22 protein-coding genes and 2 pseudogenes are annotated in these 23,916 nt (G+C 71.2%); 14 read left to right on the forward strand and 10 right to left on the reverse strand.

Annotated elements, in window-relative coordinates; genetic code table 11:
* Together G3I53_RS06070 and G3I53_RS06075 are read right to left on the reverse strand one after the other, a co-directional pair.
* Positions 1-481: pseudogene (locus tag G3I53_RS06070) on the reverse strand (hypothetical protein); the annotation flags it as partial.
* A gap of 2 nt (positions 482-483) precedes the next feature.
* Positions 484-1,479 (reverse strand): SMI1/KNR4 family protein, encoded by a 996-nt coding sequence (locus tag G3I53_RS06075; protein ID WP_164334615.1) that lies wholly within the window; start codon positions 1,477-1,479, stop codon positions 484-486.
* 355 nt (positions 1,480-1,834) lie between these two features.
* On the opposite strand from G3I53_RS06075, the gene G3I53_RS06080 reads away from it, so the two are divergent.
* Both G3I53_RS06080 and G3I53_RS06085 read left to right on the forward strand, forming a co-directional pair.
* Positions 1,835-2,365: a YwqJ-related putative deaminase gene (locus G3I53_RS06080; RefSeq protein ID WP_164334614.1), complete on the forward strand. Its 531-nt coding sequence runs from the start codon at positions 1,835-1,837 to the stop codon at positions 2,363-2,365.
* A gap of 96 nt (positions 2,366-2,461) precedes the next feature.
* Positions 2,462-2,995, forward strand: a complete 534-nt coding sequence (locus tag G3I53_RS06085) for an SUKH-3 domain-containing protein (protein WP_164334613.1) — start codon at positions 2,462-2,464, stop codon at positions 2,993-2,995.
* Between the two features lie 46 nt (positions 2,996-3,041).
* Here the strand turns inward: G3I53_RS06085 and G3I53_RS06090 are convergent, their stop codons facing one another.
* Positions 3,042-4,352: a histidine kinase gene (locus G3I53_RS06090; protein ID WP_164334612.1), complete on the reverse strand. Its 1,311-nt coding sequence runs from the start codon at positions 4,350-4,352 to the stop codon at positions 3,042-3,044.
* A 167-nt stretch (positions 4,353-4,519) separates the two neighbouring features.
* On the opposite strand from G3I53_RS06090, the gene G3I53_RS06095 reads away from it, so the two are divergent.
* The 6 genes from G3I53_RS06095 to G3I53_RS06120 all read left to right on the forward strand — a co-directional run bounded on the left by G3I53_RS06095 (position 4,520) and on the right by G3I53_RS06120 (position 10,214).
* Entirely contained in the window at positions 4,520-5,377 is an 858-nt protein-coding gene (locus tag G3I53_RS06095; protein ID WP_164334611.1) for a hypothetical protein, read from the forward strand.
* Positions 5,378-5,587: 210 nt separating this feature from the next.
* Entirely contained in the window at positions 5,588-7,036 is a 1,449-nt protein-coding gene (glmU, locus tag G3I53_RS06100) for a bifunctional UDP-N-acetylglucosamine diphosphorylase/glucosamine-1-phosphate N-acetyltransferase GlmU (RefSeq protein ID WP_164334610.1), read from the forward strand.
* A 133-nt stretch (positions 7,037-7,169) separates the two neighbouring features.
* The gene (locus G3I53_RS06105) at positions 7,170-8,150 is read left to right on the forward strand and encodes a ribose-phosphate diphosphokinase (protein WP_164334609.1); all 981 of its coding nucleotides are present in this window, start codon (positions 7,170-7,172) and stop codon (positions 8,148-8,150) included.
* Between the two features lie 219 nt (positions 8,151-8,369).
* The gene (locus G3I53_RS06110; protein WP_164334608.1) at positions 8,370-8,954 is read left to right on the forward strand and encodes a 50S ribosomal protein L25/general stress protein Ctc; all 585 of its coding nucleotides are present in this window, start codon (positions 8,370-8,372) and stop codon (positions 8,952-8,954) included.
* Between the two features lie 100 nt (positions 8,955-9,054).
* The gene (gene pth, locus G3I53_RS06115) at positions 9,055-9,651 is read left to right on the forward strand and encodes an aminoacyl-tRNA hydrolase (RefSeq protein WP_164334607.1); all 597 of its coding nucleotides are present in this window, start codon (positions 9,055-9,057) and stop codon (positions 9,649-9,651) included.
* Positions 9,652-9,728: 77 nt separating this feature from the next.
* Positions 9,729-10,214 (forward strand): hypothetical protein, encoded by a 486-nt coding sequence (locus tag G3I53_RS06120; RefSeq protein ID WP_164334606.1) that lies wholly within the window; start codon positions 9,729-9,731, stop codon positions 10,212-10,214.
* 123 nt (positions 10,215-10,337) lie between these two features.
* On the opposite strand, the gene ppc is transcribed toward G3I53_RS06120, so the two are convergent.
* Positions 10,338-13,067 (reverse strand): phosphoenolpyruvate carboxylase, encoded by a 2,730-nt coding sequence (gene ppc, locus G3I53_RS06125; RefSeq protein WP_164334605.1) that lies wholly within the window; start codon positions 13,065-13,067, stop codon positions 10,338-10,340.
* Between the two features lie 290 nt (positions 13,068-13,357).
* Here ppc and G3I53_RS06130 point away from each other — a divergent pair, with 290 nt between their 5' ends.
* Both G3I53_RS06130 and G3I53_RS06135 read left to right on the forward strand, forming a co-directional pair.
* Positions 13,358-14,371: a fatty acid desaturase gene (locus G3I53_RS06130; RefSeq protein WP_164334604.1), complete on the forward strand. Its 1,014-nt coding sequence runs from the start codon at positions 13,358-13,360 to the stop codon at positions 14,369-14,371.
* Complete coding sequence (locus tag G3I53_RS06135) at positions 14,368-15,042, forward strand: TetR/AcrR family transcriptional regulator (protein ID WP_164334603.1); 675 nt, start codon at positions 14,368-14,370, stop codon at positions 15,040-15,042. The genes G3I53_RS06130 and G3I53_RS06135 overlap by 4 nt, the downstream gene beginning before the upstream one ends.
* 13 nt (positions 15,043-15,055) lie before the next feature.
* On the opposite strand, the gene G3I53_RS06140 is transcribed toward G3I53_RS06135, so the two are convergent.
* Together G3I53_RS06140 and G3I53_RS06145 are read right to left on the reverse strand one after the other, a co-directional pair.
* Positions 15,056-15,418 (reverse strand): VOC family protein, encoded by a 363-nt coding sequence (locus G3I53_RS06140; RefSeq protein WP_164334602.1) that lies wholly within the window; start codon positions 15,416-15,418, stop codon positions 15,056-15,058.
* 4 nt (positions 15,419-15,422) lie between these two features.
* On the reverse strand, positions 15,423-16,241 hold the full coding sequence (locus G3I53_RS06145; RefSeq protein ID WP_164334601.1) for a trans-aconitate 2-methyltransferase: 819 nt from the start codon (positions 16,239-16,241) through the stop codon (positions 15,423-15,425).
* Between the two features lie 122 nt (positions 16,242-16,363).
* On the opposite strand from G3I53_RS06145, the gene tamR reads away from it, so the two are divergent.
* Entirely contained in the window at positions 16,364-16,861 is a 498-nt protein-coding gene (gene tamR / locus G3I53_RS06150; protein WP_164334600.1) for a MarR family transcriptional regulator TamR, read from the forward strand.
* A gap of 35 nt (positions 16,862-16,896) precedes the next feature.
* Here tamR and G3I53_RS06155 read toward each other — a convergent pair whose 3' ends face one another.
* Positions 16,897-17,667: a response regulator transcription factor gene (locus G3I53_RS06155; RefSeq protein WP_164350927.1), complete on the reverse strand. Its 771-nt coding sequence runs from the start codon at positions 17,665-17,667 to the stop codon at positions 16,897-16,899.
* A gap of 289 nt (positions 17,668-17,956) precedes the next feature.
* Here G3I53_RS06155 and G3I53_RS06160 point away from each other — a divergent pair, with 289 nt between their 5' ends.
* Complete coding sequence (locus G3I53_RS06160) at positions 17,957-18,412, forward strand: GNAT family N-acetyltransferase (protein WP_164333537.1); 456 nt, start codon at positions 17,957-17,959, stop codon at positions 18,410-18,412.
* A gap of 10 nt (positions 18,413-18,422) precedes the next feature.
* On the opposite strand, the gene galK is transcribed toward G3I53_RS06160, so the two are convergent.
* Genes galK through galT form a run of 3 tightly spaced genes read right to left on the reverse strand, consistent with a single transcriptional unit; the run spans position 18,423 to position 21,606 of the window.
* Positions 18,423-19,580 carry a galactokinase gene (gene galK / locus G3I53_RS06165; protein ID WP_164333536.1) on the reverse strand — a complete coding sequence of 386 codons (1,158 nt, stop codon included), beginning with the start codon at positions 19,578-19,580 and terminating at the stop codon, positions 18,423-18,425.
* Entirely contained in the window at positions 19,580-20,548 is a 969-nt protein-coding gene (gene galE, locus G3I53_RS06170; RefSeq protein ID WP_164333535.1) for a UDP-glucose 4-epimerase GalE, read from the reverse strand. The genes galK and galE overlap by 1 nt, the downstream gene beginning before the upstream one ends.
* Positions 20,545-21,606: a galactose-1-phosphate uridylyltransferase gene (galT, locus tag G3I53_RS06175; RefSeq protein ID WP_164333534.1), complete on the reverse strand. Its 1,062-nt coding sequence runs from the start codon at positions 21,604-21,606 to the stop codon at positions 20,545-20,547. The genes galE and galT overlap by 4 nt, the downstream gene beginning before the upstream one ends.
* A gap of 193 nt (positions 21,607-21,799) precedes the next feature.
* Here galT and G3I53_RS06180 point away from each other — a divergent pair, with 193 nt between their 5' ends.
* Positions 21,800-23,497 (forward strand): sodium:solute symporter family protein, encoded by a 1,698-nt coding sequence (locus tag G3I53_RS06180; protein WP_164333533.1) that lies wholly within the window; start codon positions 21,800-21,802, stop codon positions 23,495-23,497.
* Positions 23,498-23,528: 31 nt separating this feature from the next.
* Positions 23,529-23,810, forward strand: a pseudogene (locus tag G3I53_RS06185) (hypothetical protein); the annotation flags it as partial.
* Positions 23,811-23,916: the final 106 nt, after the last annotated feature.

The raw sequence follows: 23,916 nt of genomic DNA on the forward strand, positions 1-23,916 counted from the left end.
GCTCAGGCCCGGCCCCACCGCCGCTGCCGCCACCCGTACCGTCACCGGTGCCGCCGTCGCCGGCGCTCGCGGCCGCACCGGCCACCGCGTCCTCACGCCGGTCCGGGATGCCCATCCGGTCCGCCGCCTCCTGCAGCCACTCCGGAGGACTCAGCAGGAACGACGTCTGGTTCAGATCCACCCGGGCCGGCGGCGCGGGCGCCGCCTCCGGCTCCTGCTCCGCGCGGCCGTACTCCTCCTCGAACCGGCGGATCACCTCACCCACCGGCAGCCCCGGCCACAGCGTCGCCTCACCACTGTCCCGGGCGATCACCAGCCGCTGCGTCCCGCCGTCCGAACGGGGACCGTCCGCACGGTCCTCCGCCCACACCACGAACCCCAGGCCGAACTCCCGCACCCGCACCTCACGGTGCTGGTACGACGGCACATCGCCGTTGATCCACTCCTCGGCGCGCTCCTGCGCCTGCGCGAACGTCACCATCGCTACCGCTCACTCCCCGGGGAAGAAACCGGGACGACCTCCGCGAAGCCGCCGTCCACCATCAGATTCGCCACCGTCTCCAGCTCCGGCGGCGACCCCGCCAGCCGCGACAGGAACGCGTCGAAATCGTCCCCGCACGGCAGCAGCAGCCGCTCCACCCGCTCCGCCGGCGGCACCGACGGGTCCACGTCCCGCACGTCGTCGTACGCGCAGAACCACACCGAACCCACCCGGTCGCCCCGCACCTTCACCGCCAGCAGACCGCCCTGGACGAACGCGACGCCCAGATAGTCCTTGGTCAGGTGATCACGCAGACACTTGTTGACGTAGACGAGATCATTGACCGCCGCCTCGTCCCGCACCGTGAAGAACGGCTGGTCCACCAGCAGCCCCAGCTCGGCGTCCAGCGCCGTACCCACCGGGGCACACCCGCCCGCCGCCTTCAGGAACGACCGGTACGCGCCCGGCAGCCGGTACCCGAGGTCCTCCTCGACCCCCAGCACCTGCGCCTCCGTCACCGCCACACCCGACTTCGGCAGACCGAAGTGCGCCGGACGCGTCTCCTGCAACGGACGCGTGCCCCGCTTGGCCTGGTCCACGTTCGCCGTCGCCACACCACCGTGATGCCGCAGCAGCGCCTTCACCTCGACCGGCACCAGCTCCAGCCGCCGCGACCCCACCACGTGATGCCACGTCCAGCCGTGCGGCGTCGCCACCGCCGGCACCGTGTCCCACAACGGATGACCGCTCGCCGCCAGCGCCGCGTTCGCCGACACGTAGTCCGTCAGCCGCAGCTCGTCGACACCGAAGCCCTCCGGCGGATCCGCGATCTGCGCCGCCGCGCGCGCGTACGGCGAGAAATCGGGGTAACCACGCTCGTCCACCCGTACCCCTCTCGGGTGACGGGCCGCCCGCACCGGATCCGGGAAGTGCACGACCTGCCCGGCATAGGCCGCGTTCGGCGGCGCGGCTTGTTGCCCGAGCCGACCTGTCGTCATGGCGGTTGCCCCCTGCGGCACTCTGTACGACCCGCACCGACCACGTGTGGACCACTACGGAACGTATTCGACTCTCACGTCTGTTTCGACTGCTTACCGTCCCGCGGCCCCACCGGCGCCCCCCACGGAAACCGCGCGGAACACCGCGGGAATCGCGGTGCCGACAGCCTATGCGGTACGACGACACCGGTCACCGGGCACCGGGCACCGGCCCCTCCGCTTCCGTGACCAACCGTCACCCTCCCGTGACAGCCCGCCCAAACCCGGGCGTGTCGCCCCGCCCCAGCTTCCGCTTCAGCCACGCCATTTGGCACTCTGTGACCACCGGGGGGATGCTCGGGAGGGGAAGACGATCATGAACATGGCGCAAACGGGGACACCGACCGGTCACACCGGCGACCCCCGAACCGGCGACCCCCGCATCGGCTGGAGCACCACCGACACCAGCCCCGCACCCCTCCTCCACCACCGCCGCGACGGCATCCTGCCCACCGTCGCCGCCGCCCTCTCCGTCCGCGGCGCCACCCTCACCGGCACCCCCGCCCGCGCCGACACACCCCCCGCCCTGCACCCCCTCGTCCAGGACTTCCTCGACACCCTCACCAGCGCCCAACGCGACCGCTTCACCGGCCGCTGCGCCGAAACCATCCTCATCTCCCGCCACCTCACCACCGCCGACGCCGCCCGCAGCAAACGCGCCGCACGCAAACCCATGACCAACGGCGAAGCACGCAAAGCCCTCAAACACGCCAAACTCACCACCCGACGCATCCGCGAGGACGGCGACCCCCTCCACGGCGCCTTCGCCACCCCCTGCCGCGCCTGCACCGCCCTCAGCGCCCACTTCGGCGTCCGCATAGTCGACCCCGGCACCACCCGCGACTGACCCGCCGGCCCGCCCGCCCCACCACCCCGGGCACCCGGCACCCCACCACCCCACCCCACCGGCCCCGATCCCCCGTCCCCGACGAACGAACGGCAGATGCACACCGACCGCGCCCCCGCCCCCCGGCCCACGACCCCCACCGAGCCAGGGGCACCCGCACCCCGCTTCCCCACCCCGGTCGACGCCGCCCTGCGCACCGCCGGCTGGCAACCCGGACGCTGGGACATCAAACAAGCAGAAATCTGGGCCGACGCCCTGCGCGACCACGCCTCACCCGCCGGCCACCGCCACCACGTCTTCCCCGCCGCCGTCGAAGCCTGGGCCGAATTCGGCGGACTGACCATCCACCCCACCGCACCCGGCCGGCAGATCGCCCCCGCCACCCTCCACCTCGACCCCCTCCACGGCCTCCACCTCGCCCGCACCCTCGGCGACCTCGGCCGCGCCCTCGACACCCGGCTCAGCCCCCTCGGCGCCGAAACCGACACCGACGCCCTCCTCGCCATCGACAGCGAAGGCCGCGTCTACACCCTCGACCACACCGGCGACTGGTACCTCGGCCCCGGCATCGACCACGCCCTCACCGCACTCCTCACCGGCACCCCGCCCACCCGCCTCACCACCGGCTGACGCCGACAGCACCACGGCAGCACAACGGCCGCACCACGGCAGGCGCCTACGACGCCGGAATCACCGCCGACACCCGGAAACCACCCGCATCCGTCGGCCCCGACACGAACACCCCGCCCAACGCCGACACCCGCTCCCGCATCCCCACCAGACCGTTCCCCCCGGACGGCAACCGCGCCGACGACGCCGCCTCCGGCGGAGGCTCGTTCTCCACCTGCATCGCGATCTCCGACACCCGATGCGCCACCCGCACATACGTCTTCGCACCCGCCGCATGCTTGTGCACGTTCGTCAACGCCTCCTGCACCACCCGATACGCCGTCGACTCCACCTGCGGCGCATACGACCGGCTCTGCCCCACCACCGACAGATCCACCACCATCCCCGCCGCAGCCGACTGCCCCACCAGCTCGTCGATCTCCGACAGACACGGCCCCTGCCCCTCGGCCGACTCCTCCTCCACCTCCGCCGCACGCGACGCCGCCGCAGCCGCCGCAGCCCCCACCGCCACCAACGGCACCGCCTCCGGCTCCCCCGCCCGGCCGGACCGCAACACGCCCAGCATCTCCCGCAACTCCGTCAGCGCCTGCCGCCCCATGTCCCCCACCAGCGCCGCGTTCTTCACCGCCTTCTCCGGATCCTTCCGCGCCACCGCCTGCAACGCCGCCGCATGCACCACCATCAGACTCACCCGATGCGCCACCACGTCGTGCATCTCCCGCGCGATCCGCGTCCGCTCCTCGTTCCTGGCCCACTCCGCGCGCTCCTCCGCACGCTCCGCCAGCAACTGCAGCTCCCGCTCCAGACTGTCCGCCCGCTCCCGCAGACTCTCCATCAACCGCCGCCGCGCCCCCACATACAGCCCCAGCAACACCGGCGGCGCCGTCACCCCCAACGCCGTCGTGATCGACGCGAACGGCAGGAACCAGCCACCCACCCCCAGATCCCCGCGCGCCATGTCCTGCCGCACCATCACGAACGTCACGATGAGCGTCCCCACCAGCGACATCCCCGCCAGCAGCCCGATCACCCGCCGCGGCAACTCCGACGCCGCCAGCGTGTACAGACCCACCACCGCCAGCACGAACCCCATCTGGGCCGGCGTCACCGCCACCGCCACCAGCACGACCACGATCGGCCACCTGCGGCGCACCACCAGCACCGACCCCGCCAGCAGGCCGAACAACACCCCCACCACCACCGGGACGCCCGTCTCCCGCGCGAACGGCACACCCTCCAGCCCGCACTCCAGCGCAGACACCACCGCGAGGCCCACATCCAGCGCCGCGCTGCGCCGCCTCGTCCACCACCAGGGCCCACCCCGGGCCGTCACATGCTCTTCCCCCGTCGCGGTCATGACTCCAGCCTACGGGCGCCCGCCCCCGCTTTTCCGGCGAGTTTCCGCTCCTGGTCCACACCACAGAGGGTGACCGATCAGATGCGGTACGCCCCGAATTCCCTCGAACTGCTGAACCGCTCACCGTTCGACCCCGGAGGCCCCCATTCCGGCCGGACGGTACGGATGTGACACACATGCACGGCAAGTACGCCGACTTCGAGAACCTGCGCGAACGGGCGGTGGAACTGCGGCGGGCGGGGCGCAGCCTCCGGCAGATCCGCGACGAGCTGAAGGTCTACAACAACGACATCCTCAACCGGCTGGTGAAGGGGGAACCGCCGCCGGCCTGGACCAGGCGCCCCCGCGCGAAGGACGATCTGCGGGCCAGGGCACGGGAGCTGCGCCTGCAGGGCTGGACGTACGACCGGATCGAGATCGAGCTGGGCTGCTCGAAGAGTTCGGTGTCGCTGTGGGTGCGCGACCTGCCGAAGCCGGAACGCAAGCGCTCCCGCGCGGAAGCGGCGGCCATCGCGCGCCGGGGCTGGGAGGCGAAGCAGCGCGTGCGCGACGAGGAGCGGCGGCGGACGAAGGAGGATGCCCGGCGGGCGGTCGGGGACCTCACGCCCCGCGAGCTCTTCCTGGTCGGCGTCGGCCTCTACTGGGCGGAAGGGACCAAGGACAAGCCGTACGACCGCCGTGAGAGCGTCACGTTCGTCAACAGCGACCCCGACATGATCAAGGTCTTCCTGGCCTGGCTGGACCTGATGGGGGTCGAACGCGAGCGCCTGCGTTTCAGCGTCATGATCCACGAGAACGCCGACGTGGCAGGCGCCGAGCGGTACTGGGCCGACCTCGTCCGGGCCGACCGCCGCGCCTTCAACAAGACGACCCTCAAGCGGCACAACCCCAAGACGATCCGCAAGAACGTCGGTGAGTCGTACCGGGGATGCCTGTGCGTCAAGGTCCTGAAGGGTGCCGACCTGTACCGTCGCATCGAAGGCTCCTGGTACGGCATAGTGTTGGGTGCCGACTCGACGACCTAACCGAATGTCCGGTTTAGTCGAGTTTCATCCCCCATGGTGTAATCAGGCAGCACTGAGGGTTTTGGTCCCTTAAGTTCAGGTTCAAATCCTGATGGGGGAGCTGCTCCGTCCGGGCCCTGACATCTCCGTCAGGGCCCGCACTCATGTCCCCCGCAAACCCCCCGCTATCCTGCGGATGTCCAACCCCACCCAACAGCCGAAGGGCATCCCGTGAGCGCCAATCGCCCGGCAGCCGTCGTCGTTCTCGCAGCGGGTGAGGGCACCCGTATGAAGTCGGCCACTCCGAAGGTTCTGCACGACATCTGTGGTCGTTCCCTGGTGGGTCATGTGCTCGCCGCGTCCGGTGAGCTGGAGCCGGAGCATCTGGTCGTCGTCGTGGGGCACGCCCGCGAGCAGGTGACCGCGCATCTCGCGGAGGTCGCCCCGGGTGTGCGCACCGCGGTGCAGGCGGAGCAGAACGGTACGGGTCATGCCGTGCGGATGGGCCTGGAGGAGCTGGGCGGTGCCGTCGACGGGACGGTGATCGTGGTATGCGGGGACACTCCGCTGCTGACGGGTGCGACGTTGCGGGAGCTGGCGGCGACGCATGCGGCGGAGGGGAACGCGGTGACGGTGCTGACGGCCGAGGTGCCGGACGCGACGGGTTACGGGCGGATCGTGCGGGACGAGGCGTCGGGTGCGGTGACGGCGATCGTGGAGCACAAGGACGCGTCGGAGGAGCAGCGGGCGGTCCGTGAGATCAATTCGGGTGTGTTCGCGTTCGACGGTGCGTTGCTGGCGCAGGCGTTGAAGCAGGTGCGGACGGACAACAGTCAGGGTGAGGAGTACCTGACGGATGTCCTGGGGATTCTGCGTGCGGCGGGTCATCGGGTGGGTGCGTCGGTGGCGGGTGATCACCGGGAGATCGCGGGGATCAACAACCGGGTGCAGTTGGCTGAGGCGCGGCGGATCCTGAACGAGCGTCTGCTGACGGCGGCGATGCTGTCGGGGGTGACGGTGGTCGATCCGGCGTCGACGTGGGTGGATGTGTCGGTGACGTTCGAGCAGGACGTGGTGGTGCATCCGGGGACGCAGTTGCACGGTTCGACGCATTTGGCGGAGGGCTGTGAGGTGGGTCCGAACACTCGTTTGACGGATACGCGGGTGGGTGCGGGTGCCCGGGTGGACAACACCGTGTCGGTGGATGCGGAGGTGGGTCCTGAGGCGTCGGTGGGGCCGTTCGCGTATTTGCGGCCGGGGACGCGGTTGGGCCGTAAGGGCAAGATCGGCACGTATGTGGAGACGAAGAACGCGTCGATCGGTGAGGGGACGAAGGTTCCGCATCTGTCGTATGTGGGGGATGCGACGATCGGCGAGTTTTCGAACATCGGTGCGGCGAGTGTGTTCGTGAATTATGACGGGGAGCACAAGCACCACACGACGGTGGGCTCGCACTGCAAGACGGGTTCGGACAACATGTTTGTGGCGCCTGTCACGGTGGGGGACGGTGCTTATACGGCTGCGGGGTCGGTGATCACGAAGGACGTGCCGCCGGGTTCGCTGGCCGTGGCCCGTGGTCAGCAGCGGAATATCGAGGGCTGGGTGGCGCGCAAGCGTCCGGGGAGTGCTGCCGCGAAGGCCGCGGAGGCTGCTGCCCGGGAGGCGTCCGGGGAGGGCTGACCGGATGGGCGGGGCCGGAAACAGGCGTACCGTGAGAACTGCACATCCGCACCCCACCTGCCGTGATGGCCTCGTTCGAGGGGGCCGGGGGCCGGTGGTGACCGAGCTGCGACACCTCTGAGGAGAAAGTGCTGTGACCGGGATCAAGACGACCGGCGAGAAGAAGTTGATGTTCTTCTCCGGCCGCGCCCACCCCGAGCTTGCCGAGGAGGTCGCCCAGGAGTTGGGTGTCGGGGTTGTCCCGACGAAGGCCTTCGATTTCGCGAATGGCGAGATCTATGTGCGGTATCAGGAGTCGGCGCGGGGTGCCGACTGCTTCCTGATCCAGAGCCACACGGCGCCGATCAACAAGTGGATCATGGAGCAGTTGATCATGATCGACGCGTTGAAGCGTGCGTCGGCCCGGTCGATCACGGTGATCGTGCCGTTCTACGGTTATGCGCGGCAGGACAAGAAGCACCGGGGGCGTGAGCCGATCTCGGCGCGTCTGATCGCCGATCTGATGAAGACGGCGGGGGCGACGCGGGTGCTGACGGTGGATCTGCACACGGATCAGATCCAGGGTTTCTTCGACGGTCCGGTGGACCACCTGTTCGCGTTGCCGCTGCTGGCGGACTACGTGGGCGCGAAGGTGGACCGGGAGAAGCTGACGGTGGTGTCGCCGGACGCGGGCCGGGTGCGGGTGGCGGACCGGTGGTGCGACCGGCTGGGTGCGCCGCTGGCGATCGTGCACAAGCGGCGCGACAAGGACGTGGCGAATCAGGTCACGGTGCACGAGGTGGTCGGCGAGGTGCGCGGCCGGGTGTGTGTGCTGGTGGACGACATGATCGACACGGGTGGCACGATCTGTGCGGCGGCGGACGCGTTGTACGCGCACGGCGCGGAGGACGTCATCGTGACGGCGACGCACGGTGTGCTGTCGGGTCCGGCGGCGGACCGGCTGAAGAACTCGCGGGTGAGCGAGTTCGTGTTCACGGACACGCTGCCGACGCCGGTGGAGCTGAGCCGGGATCTGGACAAGCTGACGGTGCTGTCGATCGCGCCGACGATCGCGAGTGCGGTGCGTGAGGTGTTCCGGGATGGTTCGGTGACCAGCCTGTTCGACGAGCAGTAAGGGTTCTGCAGCCGGGTCCGGCCGGGGTTCCGGCCGGCCCGGGTGATCGTTTTGAGTGCGGCCTCCCTGTCCGAGTAGACTGCCCGAGTTGCTCGGCGAGGGAGGCCGTGCCGCTTCGTGAGGAGCGGTGGCGGCGGTCCGTTATCGACGCGCTCTTCGTAGCAGGCCGTTCGTGGCCGGGTGACCACGTCCGTTTTCTGACTTCGAGGAGTGATGAGCATGGCTGACGTCGTTCTGCACGCCGAGACCCGCAGCGAGTTCGGTAAGGGCGCCGCGCGCCGCATCCGCCGTGAGAACAAGGTTCCCGGCGTCGTCTACGAGCACGGTCTGGAGCCGCTGCACGTGTCCCTTCCGGGTCACGAGCTGCTGCTGGCGCTGCGTACGCCGAACGTCCTGATCGAGCTGGTCGTGGACGGCGAGGGCAGCCAGCTGGCGATCCCGAAGGCCGTGCAGCGTGACCCGCTGAAGGGCTTCCTGGAGCACGTGGACCTGCTGATGGTGAAGCGCGGCGAGCGTGTCACCGTCGAGATCCCCGTGGTCGCCGAGGGCGAGCTGGCCCCGGGTGGCAACCTGCTGGAGCACGTCCTGTCGTCGGTCTCGGTGGAGATCGAGGCGACGAACATCCCCGACACCCTGACGGTGTCGGTGCAGGGTCTGGACGCCGGTGCGGCGATCCTCGCCAAGGACCTGGACCTGCCGAAGGGCTCCGTGCTGGTCACCGAGGAGGACGCCACGGTCCTGCAGGTGCTCTCGCCGCAGGCCGAGGAGCTCCCGGGCGACGAGGACGAGGCCGACGAGGCCTGACCGTTCTCGTAGTCTTCGTTCACGTGCGGCCGCTGCTCCCGGTGCGGGGGCGGCGGCCGTCGTGTGCGGTGGACGAGGACCGGAGTGAGGAGACTGGGACGTGACGACGGATGCGGCGGCTCCCTGGCTGGTCGTGGGGCTGGGGAATCCGGGCCCCGAGTACGCGATGAACCGGCACAACGTGGGGTTCATGGTGGCGGACCTGCTGGCCGGGCGGGTGGGGGGCCGGTTCAAGCGGGCCGGCAAGGCGCAGGCGCAGGTGGTGGAGGGCCGGATCGGGCCGCCGGGGCCGGGCAGCCGGCGGGTGGTGCTGGTGAAGCCGATGTCGTACATGAATCTGTCGGGGGGTCCGGTCAATGCCCTGCGGGAGTTCTACAAGGTGCCGCCGGAGCGGGTGGTGGCGGTGCACGACGAGCTGGACATCGACTACGGGGTGCTGCGGCTGAAGCTGGGTGGCGGGGACAACGGCCACAACGGGCTGAAGTCGATGACGAAGGCGTTCGGGCGGGAGTACCACCGGGTGCGGTTCGGGATCGGGCGGCCGCCGGGGCGGATGCCGGTGGCTGATTTCGTGCTGCGGGACTTCTCGTCGGCGGAGCGCAAGGAGCTGGACTACTTCGTGGACCGTGCGGCGGACGCGGTGGAGTGTCTGGTGATCGACGGGCTGGAGCGGGCGCAGAGTTCGTACAACTCGTGATGTGCTGTGCGGCCTTGTGCCGTGTTGTCCCCCACCTGAGTTGACGCCTCGTACAACGATGGCCAAGGATCTCGGCCATGCGTTCTGCGGTCGTGTCCGGGCGGGGTTCCTCCGTGCTGCGGCTGTGCCGGTTCGCCGCGATGGGCACGGTCACCGCGTTGATCCTGATCGCGGGTGTGTGGGCGTCGTGGGGGACGGCGCAGCACGTGATGCTGACGAAGGGGCGCGAGCGCGGCACGGTCGAGGTGACGGAGTGCGGCGAGGGGTCCTGTGCGGGTCCGTACGCGCCGCTGTCGCCGGGGTCGCAGCCGCGTCCTGAGGTGGTCCTGGAGGACTCGGTGGCCCTGGAGGTGGGTCACACCTACACGGTGGTGCTGAAGCCGGGCGGTGACCGGGCGGTGCGGTCGGGTCCGGCGGGGGTGCTGTACGCGTGGGTGCCGTTCGCGGGTGCGCTGCTGCTGGCGTCGGTGGTGGTGGCGGGCGGTCTGCTGCGCACGCGGCTCGCGTGGGTGATGGGGCTGTCGGGCGCGGGGCTGCTGACGGCGGCGTTCCTGGCGGTGTGAGCACCCCGGTCCCGGGCGGCGGCGTCCCGCTGACGGGGTGAACGCACCGGTGCCCCCCGCCCGCAGCGTGTGCTGCGGGCCGGGGGCACCGTTGTGTCCGGGGCCGGGGCCGGGGCCGTCCGGTCAGCCGGTGTTGCGCAGGCCCGCGGCGACGCCGTTGACGGTGAGCAGCAGGGCGCGGGAGAGCAGCGGGTCGGGTTCCTGGCCGGCGTCGAGTGCCTCGCGCTGGCGCTTGAGGAGGGCGACCTGGAGGTAGGAGATGGGGTCCAGGTAGGCGTCGCGGATGGCGAAGGTCTGCTTCAGGACGGGGTCGGCGTCCAGGAGTTCCTGTTCGCCGGTGACGCGCAGGACCTCGGCGACGGTCAGTTCGTGTTCGGCCTCGATGGTGGCGAAGACGTGCTTCAGCTCGTCGGGGACGAGGGTGTCCACGTAGTGGCGGGCGATCCGCAGGTCGGTCTTGGCGAGGGTCATCTCCACGTTGGAGATGAAGTTGCGGAAGAAGTGCCACTGCCCGTACATCTCGTCGAGCACGGTGTCGAGGCCGGCTTCGCGCAGGGCCTTGAGGCCGGAGCCGACGCCGAACCAGCCGGGGACGATCTGCCGGGACTGGGTCCAGCCGAACACCCAGGGGATGGCGCGCAGTCCGTCGAGGGAGACGCCGGAGCCGGGGCGGCGGGAGGGCCGGGAGCCCAGGTGCAGGTCGGCGAGCTGGTCGACGGGGGTGGAGGCGAGGAAGTACGCCGGCAGGCCGGGGTCCTCGACCAGCTTGCGGTAGGCGGTGTGGGCGGCGTCGGAGACGACGTCCATGGCGGCGTCCCAGCGGGCGAGGGCCTCGTCGGACTGGCGGGGCGCGGTGTGCAGGGCGGACGCCTGGAGGGTGGCGGCGACGGACAGTTCGAGGTTCTCCCGGGCGAGGGCCGGGATGAGGTACTTGTCGGAGATGACCTCGCCCTGTTCGGTGACCTTGATCTCGCCTTCGAGGGTGCCCCAGGGCTGGGCGAGGATGGCGTCGTGGGTGGGGCCGCCGCCGCGGCCGACGGTGCCGCCGCGGCCGTGGAAGAGGCGCAGGCGGACGCCGTAGCGGTGGGCGACGTCGCGCAGCCGGCGCTGGGCGCGGTGGATCTCCCACTGGCTGGTGGTGATGCCGCCGAACTTGGAGGAGTCGGAGTAGCCGAGCATGACCTCCTGGACGTCGCCGCGCAGGGCGACGAGGCGCCGGTAGGAGGGGTCGGCGAGCATGTCCTCCAGGATGGTGTCGGCGGCCTTGAGTTCGTCGGTGGTCTCCAGCAGGGGGACGATGCCGATCTTCGCCCAGCCGGCGTGGAGGTCGATCAGTCCGGCTTCGCGGGCGAGGACGGCGGCGGCGAAGACGTCGTCGGCGCCCTGGCACATGGAGATGATGTAGGACTCGATGACCTCGGGTCCGAAGACTTCGAGGGCGCGCCGGACGGTCTGGAAGACGCCGAGGGTCTTCTCGCCGTCGGCGTCGACGGGGGCCGGGGTGGGGGCGAGGGGGCGGCGGGAGCGGAGTTCCTTGGCGAGCAGCTTGGTGCGGTAGTCGCGGGGCATGTCGGCGTAGCGCCAGGATTCCTCGCCGAGCCGGTCGAACAGCTGGCCGAGGGCGTGGTGGTGGGCGTCGGCGTGTTCGCGGACGTCCATGGTGGCGAGCTGGAGGCCGAAGGCGGCGAGGGTGCGGATGGTGCGGGCGAGGCGGCCGTCGGCGAAGAGTCCGCCGCGGTGTTCGCGCAGGGACGCCTGGATGATCCGCAGGTCGGTGAGGAGGCCCTCGGTGCCGAGGTAGTCGCGGCCGGGGGCGTGGGGGGTGCCCTTGGCGAGGCGGAGCTTGGTGTTCTCCAGCTTCTGGCGGATGCAGGTGGCCTTGAGGCGGTAGGGCTCCTCGGCGTTGAGGCGCTTGTAGCGGGGGCTGATCTCGGGGAGGTGGTCGAGGTCGGCGCGCAGTGAGGTGAGGAGTTCCTCGGTGGCTCCGGTGTAGCGGATGGAGTTGGAGAGGAAGCCGCGCAGTTCGTCGATCATCTCCAGGGCGTCGTTGATGCCGTGTTCGTGCTGGAGGATGAGGACGTCCCAGGTGACCTGGGGGGTGACGTTGGGGTTGCCGTCGCGGTCGCCGCCGATCCAGGTGCCGAAGGTGAGGGGGCGGGTGTCGTCGGGCAGCCGGACGCCGGCGCGTTCGAGTTCGGCGGTGAGGTCCTCGAGGACGTCGCCGACGGCTCCGGCGTGGAGTTCGTCGAGGTAGTAGACGGCGTTGCGGGCCTCGTCGGTGGGTTCGGGGCGCACGACGCGCAGTTCGTCGGTCTGCCACACGAGGTCGATGTTCTCGGCGAGGCGGGTGTCGAGGCGGCGCCGGTCGGAGGCGATGACGGGGGTGTCGAGGAGCGCGGCGATGCGGCGCAGCTTGTTGAGGACGGAGCGGCGGGCGGCCTCGGTGGGGTGGGCGGTGAACACGGGCCGGATGTTGAGGTGCCGCACCGTCTCGCGCAGGTGCTCGGGGTCGGCGTCCTTGAGGCGGTCGGCGGTGCGGGCGAGGAGTCCGCCCTCGGCGGCGCGGCGGGCGCGCAGTTCGCGGCCGCGGTGGACCTGCTCGGTGACGTTGGCGAGGTGGAAGTAGGTGGAGAAGGCGCGGACCAGCTTGGCGGCCGTTTCCAGTTCGGTGCCGCGCAGGAGGGCGGCGGCGGCCTCGCCGTCCTCGCGGGTGAGGCGGCGGACCTTCTCGACGAGGTCGAGGAGTTCGGGGCCTTCCTGCCGGACGAGGGTCTCTCCGAGGAGATCACCCAGTCGGCGGATGTCGGCGCGCAGCTCGCTGCTCGTCGTGGTCTGGTCGTCGGCACTGCTCACAGGTGCGGCTCCTTGCAGTGTTGAAGCTCGTCTGGAGGGGCCCGGACGGCGTCCCGTGCGCGGGGCTGCCGCATACGGGGCGGGCATCCGGGAAGAAGGTTCAGAGCGGACCGCGCTGTCCGACCGGGTTCCAGGATAGGTGTCGGGCCGGACGCGCTGGGCCACGGGCTCTTGCCGCGGGGCGGCACACTGCCATACTTACGTTGCCGTAGGTTACGGGACCGTAGGAAGGACGCGGTCCCGGTCGCCCGGGCACCACCCTCCGTCCACACACCCCCCAGGGGACAGGTATGACCTCAAGTTCCGACGTGATCGAAGAAGCCTCGAAGAAACCCCGGTCGGACGACGCCGCGGCCTCCGCCACGCTCGGCGGGGAACGCAAGCGTTCCATCGAGCAGATCACCCTGCTGCTCTTCATCACCGTGCCGTTCCTGGCGCTGCTGGCGGCGGTGCCGCTGGCGTGGGGCTGGGGGGTGAGCTGGCTGGATCTCGGCCTGCTGGTGTTCTTCTACTTCCTCGGGTGCCACGGCATCACCATCGGTTTCCACCGGCACTTCACGCACGGTTCGTTCAAGGCGAAGCGCCCGCTGAAGATCGCGCTGGCGATCGCCGGGTCCATGGCGGTGGAGGGGCCGCTGGTGCGGTGGGTGGCCGACCACCGCAAGCACCACAAGTTCTCCGACGACGAGGGCGACCCGCATTCGCCGTGGAAGTACGGGGAGACGGTGCCGGCGCTGATGAAGGGCCTGTGGTGGGCGCACATCGGCTGGATGTTCGACGAGGAGCAGACGCCGCAGGACAAGTACGCACCGGATCTGATCAAGGACCCGGCGCTGCGGGCGATCTCGCGGCAGTTCATCCTGTGGACGACGCTGTCGCTGGCGCTGCCGGCGCTGATCGGCGGTCTGGTGACGATGTCGTGGTGGGGGGCGTTCACCGGGTTCTTCTGGGGGTCGCTCGTCCGGGTGGCGCTGCTGCACCACGTGACGTGGTCGATCAACTCGATCTGTCACGCGGTCGGCAAGCGGCCCTTCAAGTCGCGGGACCGTTCGGGCAACGTGTGGTGGCTGGCGGTGCTGTCGTGCGGTGAGTCCTGGCACAACCTGCACCACGCGGACCCGACGTCGGCGCGGCACGGTGTGGAGCGCGGGCAGCTGGATTCCTCGGCGCGGCTGATCCGCTTCTTCGAGCTGGCGGGCTGGGCGTACGACGTGCGCTGGCCGTCACGCTCGCGTATCGATTCGCGTCGCAACACCGCGGAAGGCGGCTCCCGGCGCGGGAAGGAGCCCGCCGAGGCGGCATGATGGTCGCTGTGGCGACCGACTCGAACACTCCCGGCAACGACAAGCCGCGGCGGACGCGCCGCACCCGGATGACCGGTGCGGAGCGCCGCCAGCAACTGCTGGAGATCGGCCGCACCCTGTTCGCGGCGAAGGGTTTCGAAGGCACGTCGGTGGAGGAGATCGCGGCGAAGGCCGGGGTCTCCAAGCCGGTCGTGTACGAGCACTTCGGCGGCAAGGAGGGCCTGTACGCGGTGGTGGTGGACCGCGAGATGCGGCGCCTGCTGGACATGGTGACGGGGTCGTTGACGGCCGGCCATCCGCGGGAGCTGTGCGAGCAGGCGGCGTTCGCGCTCCTGGACTACATCGAGGAGTACACGGACGGTTTCCGGATCCTGGTGCGGGACTCGCCGATTCCGCAGTCGACGGGCACGTTCGCGTCGCTGATCTCGGACATCGCCACCCAGGTGGAGGACATCCTGGGCCGCGAGTTCAAGAGCCGCGGTTTCGATCCGAAGCTGGCGCCGCTGTACGCGCAGGCGCTGGTGGGGATGGTGGCGCTGACCGGCCAGTGGTGGCTGGACGTGCGCCGTCCGAAGAAGGCGGAGGTGGCCGCGCATCTGGTGAACCTGGCGTGGCACGGCCTGGACGGCCTGGAGCCGAAGCCGCGGCTGATAGGCCACCGCAAGAGCTGAGGGGCGCCGGCGGTCAGGCGGCGCCTTCCAGGAATTCCAGCCGGTTGCCGACCGGGTCCTCGGAGCAGAAGCGGCGGTGGCCCGGGAGGCCGTCGTCCCAGGTGACCGTCGCGCCGTGGGCGGCCAACCGGGCCGCGTAGGCGTGGATGGCCGTCACCCGCAGTCCGGGGTGGGCCTTCCGCGCGGGCCGGAAGTCCTCCTCGATGCCCAGGTGGAGGCGGACGGCCCCCGCCTCGAACCAGCAGCCGCCGCGTGCCGCCAGGCCGGGCGGCTTCGGCGTCTCGGTCATACCCAGGACGCCGGTGTAGAAGGCGCGCAGCAGGTCCTCGGAGCCGGGCGGGGCGGCGAGCTGCACGTGGTCGACGGCGGTGAGCATCTCCTCAGACCTCCTTCACGGCGACGGCGAAGATCCGGCGGAAGGGGAACGGGGTGCCGTGGGGGCCGGCCGGGTAGGCGGTCCGCAGGGCCGTCCGGTACTCGGCGACGAAGGCGTCCCGGGCCTGCGGGTCGTCGGCGAGGGCGGTGAGCACGGGCCGCAGCCCGGTGCCCTCGACCCAGTCGAGGACGGGGTCCTCGCCCTGCAGCAGGTGCAGGTACGTCGTCTCCCACACGTCGGCGGTGCAGCCGAGGGCGGTCAGCCGCTCCAGGTAGGTGCGGGGCGGCGGGACGGCGTCGGCGTGGCGCAGGACGCCGTCGAGGCGGCCGCGCCACCGGGGGGAGGCGGCCAGTTCGCGCATCAGGACGTGGCTGGGGGCGTCGAAGTTGCCGGGCACCTGGAAGGCGAGGGTGCCGCCGGGGGTGAGCCCGTCGGTCCAGTCGCGGAACCGGCCGGTGTGGCCGGGCACCCATTGCAGGGTGGCGTTGCTGACGATGAGGTCGCAGGGTTCCGCGGGGGTCCAGGTGCGGGCGTCGGCGCGGGCGAAGTCGAGGCGGCCGCCGCCCGGGGTGGGGCCGGCGTGGTCGACGTGGGCCCGGTCGAGCATCTCGGGCGAGGTGTCGTAGCCGGTGATGCGGGCGGCGGGCCAGCGGTCGGCGAGGAGCGCGGTGACGTTGCCGGGGCCGCAGCCGAGGTCGGCGATGCGGGGCGGGTCGGACGGGAGGTCCGGGACGCGGGCGAGGAGGTCGGTGAAGGGGCGGCTGCGGTGGCCGGCGTGCCGCAGGTACTGGGCGGGGTCCCAGGTGGGGGTCGTCCGGGTCACGGGGCCTCCTGCGGTGCGGGCGGAACGGGGGACGAATACCACCGTCCCCCACTCGACCTCTCGACGTCAAGAGACTCGACATCAAGAGACTTCACGTCGACACAACCACTACACTGATCGCCATGGAGGACGAGGTCGATCGGCTGGTCGCAGCGTGGCGCCGGGAGCGCCCGGACCTCGACGTGGAACCACTCGAAGTGCTCAGCCGGGTGAGCAGGCTCGCCCGGCATCTGGACCGTGCCCGTCGGCTGGCGTTCGCCGAGCACGGCCTGGAACCCTGGGAGTTCGACGTCCTGACGGCGCTGCGCCGGGCCGGGACCCCGTACCAGCTCTCCCCCGGACAGCTTCTCACGCAGACCCTCGTCACCTCGGGCACCATGACCAACCGCATCGACCGGCTTGCCAAGAAGAACCTGGTGGAACGCCTCCCGGACCCCAGTGACCGGCGCGGTGTCCTGGTCCGTCTCACGGACGTCGGCCGCGACCGGGCCGACCAGGCCCTGGCCGGGCTGCTGGCGCAGGAGCGCGCCATCCTCGCGGAGCTGTCCGCCGCCCAGCGCGGCGAACTGGCCGGACTGCTCCGGCAGCTCACCGCCCCGTTCGACAACATCCCCGGCTGACCGGCGGCCCGCCCGCCCGCGCCGGGGCACGCCGCTCAGGCGCTGCTGCTCTCCTCCGGGATGCGGGCCGGCGGCCCCAGGTCGGCCGGGCCCACGCCCGCGCGGCGGGCGAGGGCGACGGCGGCCAGCGTGGAGTGGACGCCCAGTTTGCCGAGGACGTTCTGCATGTGGGTGCGGACGGTGTGCGGGGACAGGTAGAGGCGCTCGGCGACCGCCTTGCGCCCCAGGCCCGCGACCATGCACCGCAGGACCTCCCGCTCGCGCGGGGTGAGGGACTCCACCAGCCGTTCGCTCTCGGTGCGGTGCTTGCGGGCCGCGGTCAGCTCGCGCAGCACCCCGGTCAGCAGCGCGGGCGGCAGATGCGTCTCGTCGCGCAGGACGCCGCGGATCACGGTGAGCAGCCGGCTCAGCGAGCAGTCCTTGGCCACCCAGCCGCCGGCCCCGGCCTGCAGGGCGAGGGCGGCCCGGCGCGGGTCGTCCTTCTCGGCGAGGACGACGGTGCGGACCTGCGGATGGGCCGAGCGCACCCCGGCGACCAGCGAGATCCCGTCGACCAGCCCGTCCTCGTCGCCGTCCTGCACCGGCACGGCCGGGCGGCCGCCCGGCACTCTCCCGCCGAGGTCGGCGTCGACGAGCAGCACGTCGAACCGGCGGCCCTCGGCGGCGGCGCGTTCCAGACAGCGCAGGGCGGCCGGGCCGCTGCCCGCGGCGGACACGTCGACGTCGGGCTCTGCGGCCAGGGCCGCGGCGAGTGACTCGGCGAAAATACGATGGTCGTCGACGACCAGGACTCGGATGCGAACCACGAAACCCCCTTCCCCGGGCTCTCCGTAGAGCTGGGGATTACCCCATCGCCGGGAGACGACACCACCGCGCACACGACGACGGGCCACGCCCCGTCGCGCGGGGACGCCGGGCGGATCGCCGCGGGACCACCCGGCCGCTGCCGCGCGGTGACCGCACCTGCCGCCCGGGCGTCGTGCCCGGCTGTCCCGCTCTCCGACCGGCACCGGCCCCCACCGGCGCTGTGCTTCAGAGTACGGGCGGGCGCCGGGAGGGGAAGGATATTTGCAGAACTGGCGCTCCCCCGCGTTTATGGTGAGCCCCATGTTTCGTCTGGAGACAGAAGTCGACAACGCACGACGTGATCTGCTCCGGAGGCGGCTCAGGGACACCAACACGGCGGCCTCCCCGGTGCTGCGCGCCCTGCGCGGAACCCCCGGCGAACGCGAGTCGGCTTTGCACGTGTGGGTGATGGACTCCGACGGCGCGCTGGCCGGCGGCCTGGTCGGCCACACCTGGGCGACCTGGCTCCACGTCACCTACCTGTGGGTCGACGCGCGGCACCGCGGCGCCGGGATCGGGTCGAGGATCCTGGTGGAGGCGGAGGCCCTCGCGGTCACCGGCCGGGGCGCGCGGCACGCGCGGGTGGAGACCTGGGACTTCCAGGCCCCCCGCTTCTACCGCCGGCACGGCTACGAGGTGGTGTGCGTGATCCCCGACTATCCGCCGGGGATCACGGAGTATACGCTGACCAAGACTCTGCGCTGACCCCGCCCGGTCACGGCAGCAGGCGGCGCGCTCCTTCCGACGGGACGGCCTCGAAGGTGCGCGGGGCGGTGAGGTCCGCCGCCGCGAACGCCTCCCGGACGGCCGCGGTGACCGCGGGGACGTCGGCCTCCTCGGCCAGGACGACGGCCGAGCCGCCGAAGCCGCCGCCGGTCATCCGGGCGCCGAGGGCCCCGGCCGCGAGGGCGGTCTCCACGGTCAGGTCGAGTTCGGGGCAGGAGACCCGGAAGTCGTCGCGCAGCGAGGCGTGCCCCTCGACGAGGACGGGGCCGATCGCGCGGGGGTCGCCCGCCTCCAGCAGCTCCACCACCCGCCGCACCCGCTCGTTCTCCGTCACCACGTGCCGCACCAGGCGGCGGATCTCCTCCTCGTCGCCGAGCCGGGCCAGCGCCGCGTCCAGGCCGGAGTGCGGGATGTCGCGCAGGGCGCCGACGCCGAGCAGGGCGGCGCCCTTCTCGCAGCCGGCGCGGCGCCGGCCGTACTCGCCCTGGCTGTGGCTGTGTTCGACCCGGGTGTCGACGACGAGGAGGCGCAGGCCCTCGGCGGACAGGTCGAAGGGGATCTGGCGCCGGGTCAGGTCGCGGGTGTCGAGGAACAGGGCGTGGCCGGCCTCGCAGCAGGCGGACGCCGTCTGGTCCATGATGCCGACGGGCGCGCCGACGTAGGCGTTCTCCGCATGCCGGCACAGCAGCGCGAGGCGGCCGCCGTCGAGCCCCAGCCCGTACAGGTCGTTCAGGGCGAGGGCGACGACGACCTCCAGGGCGGCCGAGGACGACAGTCCGGCGCCGGCGGGGACGGTGGAGGACAGGTGGATGTCGGCTCCGGTGACGGGGTGGCCGGCCTCGCGCAGGGCCCAGACGACGCCCGCCGGGTAGGCGGTCCAGGTGCGGTCGGTGCCGGGGGCGAGGGCGTCGACGGTGAGTTCCGCGACCGGCGCGTCGGCGTCCGCGGAGTGCAGGCGCAGGATGCCGTCGGTGCGGGGGGAGACGGCGGCCGTGGTGCGGTGGGGCAGGGCGAACGGCATGACGAAGCCGTCGTTGTAGTCGGTGTGCTCGCCGATCAGGTTGACCCGGCCGGGCGCCGCCCAGACACCCTGCGGGGCGGCGCCGTACAGCTCGGTGAAGCGGTCCGTGACCTGCTGTGCCCCCACTACTGCTCCTTCGTCCGGTGCTGTGCGAACGTCCACGCGTCCGCGACGATCGCGTCGAGGTCCGTACGGGCCGGGGTCCAGCCCAGCCGGGCGCGGGCGGTGTCGGCGGAGGCGACGAGGACGGCGGGGTCGCCGGGCCGGCGGGGGGCCGCGGTCTCCGGGATCGGGTGGCCGGTGACGCGGCGGGCGCTCTCGATCACCTCGCGGACGGAGAAGCCGTTGCCGTTGCCGAGGTTGCAGACGAGGTGTTCGCCGGGGGTGGTGGCGTCCAGGGCGAGCAGGTGGGCCTCGGCCAGGTCGGCGACGTGGATGTAGTCGCGGACGCAGGTGCCGTCGGGGGTGGGGTAGTCGTCGCCGTAGACGGAGACGGACGCGCGGCGGCCCTGGGCGACCTGGAGGACGAGGGGGATGAGGTGGGTCTCCGGCTCGTGGCGTTCGCCGTGGGCGCCGTGGGCGCCGGCGACGTTGAAGTAGCGCAGGGAGACCGCGCCCAGGCCGTGGGCGGCGGCCTCGCCGGCGATCATGTGGTCGACGGCCAGCTTGGAGGCGCCGTAGGGGTTGGTGGGGCGGGTGGGCGCGGACTCGGTGATGGGGATCCGGTCGGGTTCGCCGTAGGTGGCGGCCGTGGAGGAGAAGACGAGGCGGCGCACGCCTGCCTCGCGCAGGGCGCCGAGCAGGGCCATGGTGCCGCCGACGTTGTTGTCCCAGTACTTCTCGGGCCGGGTGACCGACTCGCCGACCTGGGAGGACGCGGCGAAGTGCAGGACGGCGTCGTAGGAGGCGTCGAGCCACTTGGCGGCGTCGCGGATGTCGCCCTCGACGAACCGGGCCCCGGCGGGGACGGCGGCGCGGAAGCCGGTGGAGAGGTCGTCGAGCACGACGACCTCGTGACCGGCCGTCAGCAGGTGTGCGGCGACGACGCTGCCGACGTATCCCGCGCCTCCGGTGACCAGGTACTTCCCGCTCATGAACTCGCTACCTCCCGCAGTCGCTGGGCCGCCCGTTCCGGCGGCACGTCGTTGATGAACACGTTCATGCCGGATTCGGAACCCGCGAGGAACTTCAGCTTGCCGGAGGTGCGGCGGACGGTGAAAAGCTCGAGGTGCAGCGCGAAGTCGTCGCGCGTGATCCCGTCATACTCCTCCAGCCCGCCGAAGGGCGCCTGGTGCCAGGCCGCGATGTACGGCGTCGGCGGCTCGGCCTCCCCGAAGATCCGGTCGAAGCGTCCCAGCAGTTCCAGGTAGACGCGGGGGAACTCGGCGCGGGCCGCCTCGTCGAGTGCGAGCAGGTCGGGCACCCGGCGCTTGGGGTAGAGGTGCACCTCGTAGGGCCAGTGCGCGGCGTACGGCACGAAGGCGGCCCAGTGGTCACTCTCCAGGGCGACCCGTTCCCCGGCGAGTTCGCGCCGGAGCACCACGTCGAAGAGGTTCTCCCCGCCGGACGTCCTTTTGTGCGCCGCCACCTGGCGGAGCATCAGGTCGGTCCGGGGGGTGGTGAACGGGTAGGCGTAGATCTGGCCGTGCGGGTGCTGGAGGGTGACGCCGATCTCGGCGCCGCGGTTCTCGAAGCAGAACACCTGCCGGACGGCGGCGAGGTGCGACAGCTCGGCGGTCCGGTCGGTCCAGGCGTCCAGCACGAGCCGGGCCTGTCGCTCGCTCAGGTCGGCGAAGGAGGCGTCGTGGTCGGAGGTGAAGCAGACGACCTCGCAGCGGCCCGAGTCGCCGGCCAGGGAGGGGAACCTGTTCTCGAAGACGACCACGTCGTAGGAGGAGTCCGGGATCTCGCTGAGCCGGTCGCCGTCGGAGGGGCACAGGGGGCACTGGTCGGCGGGCGGGTGGTAGGTGCGGGCCTGGCGGTGGGAGGCGATGGCGACGCGGTCGCCGAGCAGGGGGTCGCGGCGGATCTCGGAGGTGGTGACGGTGGCGTCGAGGGGGCGGCGGTCGACCGCGTCGCGCACGGTGGCGTCGCTGAGGTCGTAGTAGATCAGCTCCCGACCGTCGGCCAGTCGGGTCGAGGTCTTCTTCACGCCGGACGCTCCATTCGGGCCGCTCGGGTCAGGGCACCACACTCTTCCAACAGAACCCAACATACCAAAACACAACCCACCGGACCCCGTCAGCATCACAATCAAACAAAGAACACCAACAGAAGTGTTCAATCAACGAACGCGGAGGCGTAGGTTCCGCGAGGTATCGGTTCGCGCAACGAAGCGAGTACTCATGCACACCCCCACAGGCCCGACCGCCCCCACCCTGCTGGCCGCCGAGCTGCGGCTGCCGACCAACTGGCTCGACTACACGATCCTCGGGATCTACTTCGCCGTCGTGCTGGGCATCGGCTTCGCCGCCCGCCACTCGGTGAAAACCAGCCTGGACTTCTTCCTCTCCGGCCGTTCCCTGCCGGCCTGGATCACCGGCCTGGCGTTCATCGCCGCCAACCTCGGCGCCACCGAGATCCTCGGCATGGCCGCCAACAGCGCGCAGTACGGCGTCTACACCACGCACTGGTACTGGATCGGCGCCATCCCCGCCATGGTCTTCCTGGGCCTGGTGATGATGCCGTTCTACTACGGCAGCAAGGTCCGCTCGGTCCCCGAGTTCCTGCTGCTGCGCTTCGACAAGGCGGCCCACCTGCTCAGCGCGATCCTCTTCGCCGCCGCCGCCATCCTGATCGCCGGGGTGAACCTCTACGCCCTCGCCATCGTCGTCGAGGCCCTGCTGGGCTGGCCGCAGTGGGTGGCCATCGTCGTCGCCGGGTTCTTCGTCCTCGCCTACATCACCCTCGGCGGACTCTCCTCGGCCATCTACAACGAGGTCCTGCAGTTCTTCGTCATCCTCGCCGCGCTGATCCCGATCACCGTGCTCGGCCTGAGGAGCGTCGGCGGCTGGGACGGCCTGTCCGACTCCCTCACCGCGGCCCGCGGCGACAACTTCATGACCGCATGGGGCGGCACCGGCATCGGCAGCGACAACCCGCTCGGCGCCAACTGGCTGACCATCGTCCTCGGCCTCGGCTTCGTCCTCTCCTTCGGCTACTGGACGACCAACTTCGCCGAGGTGCAGCGCGCCCTGTCCGCGAAGAACCTCTCGGCCGCGCAGCGCACCCCCCTCATCGCCGCCTTCCCGAAGATCTTCATCGTCTTCCTGGTGATGATCCCCGGCCTGGTCGCCGCCGTCCTGGTGCCGAAGATCGGCACCGCGGGCTCGGACCTGCAGTACAACGACGCGATCCCGTACCTGATGCAGCAACTGCTGCCCAACGGCGTGCTCGGCATCGCGGTGACCGGCCTGCTGGCCGCGTTCATGGCCGGCATGGCGGCGAACGTGTCGTCCTTCAACACCGTCTTCACCGCGGACATCTGGCACCGGTACGTGGTCAAGGACCGCGAGGACGGGTACTACGTCCGCTTCGGCCGCCTGATCACCGCCATCGGGGTGCTCGCGTCCATCGGCACCGCCTTCCTGGCCTCCTCGTTCTCCAACATCATGGCCTACCTCCAGACGCTGTTCTCCTTCTTCAACGTGCCGATGTTCGTGGTCTTCATCATCGGCATGTTCTGGAAGCGCGCCTCGATGAAGTCGGGCTTCTGGGGCCTGCTCGCCGGCACCACCGCCGCGATGGTGAACTACTTCGTCTTCTACAAGCAGGGCGTCATCGGCATCCCCACCGACCAGGGCGCCAACTTCGTCTCCGCGATCGCGGGCTTCGTCGCCGGCGCGGTGGTCATGGTCGCCGTCACCCTCTTCACCGCGCCCAAGCCGGCCGAGGACCTGGAAGGGCTCGTCTACGGCACCCGCTCCCCCGGCATGGCCGAACCGCCGGCCGAGGGCGACGACGCCTGGTACCGCAAGCCCGCCCTGCTGGGCTGGGGCGCGGTGATCCTGGCCGCCGCCTGCTACATCCCGTTCTCGTTCTGATCGCGCCGTCGACCGGGAAGATGGAGAGACCATGTCCGAGCACTACTCCGACCGCGACCTGCAGCGGGAGATCACCGAGCTGGAGGCCCAGTCGACGACGGCCGCCCGCCTCTTCGACATCCGCCGCATCATCGGCGGCCTGTTCGTCCTGTACGGAATCATCGTCACGATCGCGGGCATCACCGCCACCGACGAGGACATCGACAAGGCGGAGGGCGTCAACATCAACCTCTGGACGGGCCTGGGCATGCTGGCCCTGGGCCTGCTGTTCCTGCTCTGGCTGAAGCTGCGCCCGACGGTCCCGCCCCCGCCCGGCACCGAGCCGGAGACCGCCGACGGGACCGGCCCGGACGACGGGTCCGGCACGCCGGCCGGCGGCGGCCCCGGCCGGGACAGCGGCGGCCCCGATCGGGACGGCG

Origin of the sequence: Streptomyces sp. SID14436 (genome assembly GCF_010548465.1) — a bacterium.
In the GTDB taxonomy this organism is placed as follows: Bacteria; Actinomycetota; Actinomycetes; order Streptomycetales; family Streptomycetaceae; genus Streptomyces.

Excerpts from the sequence above, each read along its gene's own strand:
- G3I53_RS06075 (WP_164334615.1), bottom strand. The coding sequence starts at position 1,479 with ATGACGACAGGTCGGCTCGGGCAACAAGCCGCGCCGCCGAACGCGGCC.
- G3I53_RS06080 (WP_164334614.1), top strand. The coding sequence starts at position 1,835 with ATGAACATGGCGCAAACGGGGACACCGACCGGTCACACCGGCGACCCC.
- G3I53_RS06085 (WP_164334613.1), top strand. The coding sequence starts at position 2,462 with ATGCACACCGACCGCGCCCCCGCCCCCCGGCCCACGACCCCCACCGAG.
- G3I53_RS06090 (WP_164334612.1), bottom strand. The coding sequence starts at position 4,352 with ATGACCGCGACGGGGGAAGAGCATGTGACGGCCCGGGGTGGGCCCTGG.
- G3I53_RS06110 (WP_164334608.1), top strand. The coding sequence starts at position 8,370 with ATGGCTGACGTCGTTCTGCACGCCGAGACCCGCAGCGAGTTCGGTAAG.
- G3I53_RS06120 (WP_164334606.1), top strand. The coding sequence starts at position 9,729 with ATGCGTTCTGCGGTCGTGTCCGGGCGGGGTTCCTCCGTGCTGCGGCTG.
- G3I53_RS06130 (WP_164334604.1), top strand. The coding sequence starts at position 13,358 with ATGACCTCAAGTTCCGACGTGATCGAAGAAGCCTCGAAGAAACCCCGG.
- G3I53_RS06135 (WP_164334603.1), top strand. The coding sequence starts at position 14,368 with ATGATGGTCGCTGTGGCGACCGACTCGAACACTCCCGGCAACGACAAG.
- G3I53_RS06140 (WP_164334602.1), bottom strand. The coding sequence starts at position 15,418 with ATGCTCACCGCCGTCGACCACGTGCAGCTCGCCGCCCCGCCCGGCTCC.
- tamR (WP_164334600.1), top strand. The coding sequence starts at position 16,364 with ATGGAGGACGAGGTCGATCGGCTGGTCGCAGCGTGGCGCCGGGAGCGC.
- G3I53_RS06160 (WP_164333537.1), top strand. The coding sequence starts at position 17,957 with ATGGTGAGCCCCATGTTTCGTCTGGAGACAGAAGTCGACAACGCACGA.
- galE (WP_164333535.1), bottom strand. The coding sequence starts at position 20,548 with ATGAGCGGGAAGTACCTGGTCACCGGAGGCGCGGGATACGTCGGCAGC.
- G3I53_RS06180 (WP_164333533.1), top strand. The coding sequence starts at position 21,800 with ATGCACACCCCCACAGGCCCGACCGCCCCCACCCTGCTGGCCGCCGAG.